The sequence below is a fragment of the Shewanella intestini genome (genome assembly GCF_018221465.1).
Lineage (GTDB): Bacteria > Pseudomonadota > Gammaproteobacteria > Enterobacterales > Shewanellaceae > Shewanella > Shewanella intestini.
The window spans coordinates 1-855 of record NZ_JAAIKR010000053.1 but is presented as its reverse complement, the minus strand read 5'-3'; the positions used below and the strand labels follow the sequence as shown (position 1 = coordinate 855).

The 855-nt window shown below is 48.5% G+C and carries 3 protein-coding genes; 2 read left to right on the top strand and 1 reads right to left on the bottom strand.

Translation table 11 applies throughout. From position 1 onward, the window contains the following. Window positions 1-147: 147 nt before the first annotated feature. Window positions 148-276, bottom strand: coding sequence for a hypothetical protein (locus tag G3R48_RS17375; RefSeq protein ID WP_000523570.1), 129 nt, complete (start codon window positions 274-276; stop codon window positions 148-150). A 162-nt stretch (window positions 277-438) separates the two neighbouring features. Between G3R48_RS17375 and relB the strand changes: the two genes are divergently transcribed. Together relB and G3R48_RS17100 are read left to right on the top strand one after the other, a co-directional pair. Continuing rightward, window positions 439-663 carry a type II toxin-antitoxin system RelB family antitoxin gene (gene relB, locus G3R48_RS17105; RefSeq protein ID WP_000879771.1) on the top strand — a complete coding sequence of 75 codons (225 nt, stop codon included), beginning with the start codon at window positions 439-441 and terminating at the stop codon, window positions 661-663. Then, window positions 647-855, top strand: a 209-nt coding sequence (locus G3R48_RS17100; protein ID WP_142781977.1) for a type II toxin-antitoxin system RelE family toxin, incomplete at its 3' end; no start/stop codon positions are given. The genes relB and G3R48_RS17100, both read left to right, overlap by 17 nt.

Sequence of the window (855 nt, the reverse complement as noted above, 5' to 3'; positions counted from 1 at the left end):
GTCTATCGGGTGGTTTGTTGCCGGTTTTACCTGACTGCCACCCCGTTCGCGGCGAACCCGTCCGGGGCGGTGCGGGCAACGGGTGTTATGTTTAATCAGCGTGAACGGCAGATACAAAAAAGCCCCGGAGGGCTTTTAACTACTGACTTATTTTTTTGAAGATTTGCTGGGTTTCAATTTGTCAGTATTTCCCGGCGTTTTTTTATTGTCACGCTGGCGTTTATCAGGTTCCCCTGTTGAATCGGCAATTCGTTTCGGACCCGGCTTAAGACCCATAATCGTTATCCTTTCAATAGTTAAGAGGAAAGCCCTCAAGCTAGATATATTGACCGCGTTACGGATTATCAAGAGGGGCTAACAAGATTATTTTTTGTTCTTTTAGGTTGATTGTGGTACTGTTGATATACATGTATAGCAAATGGTGTTCGGGAGGTTTATATGCTTGCTATCCGGTTATCTGATGAGATTGAGTCCCGTCTGGACTCGCTGGCGAAGCAAACCGGCAGAACAAAGACGTTTTATGCGCGGGAAGCAATACTGGCGCATCTGGAAGACCTGGAGGATTATTATCTTTCAGCAGAAACTGCTGCACGCGTTCGCCGTGGTGATGAAGCAGTGCATTCGTCTGAAGACGTGAGGAAGTCACTTGGTCTGGACGATTAACTATTCCGATCGGGCGCTCAAATCGTTACGCAAGATGGACAAACAGAACGCACGACGGATTGTGGATTTTATGAGTTTACGCATTGCAGTTGCTGCCGATCCTCGCCAGTCAGGGAAGCCGCTCAAAGGTGAGCTGGGCGAGTTCTGGCGCTATCGGGTGGGAGATTATCGCGTTCTGTGTGAGATCCGAGA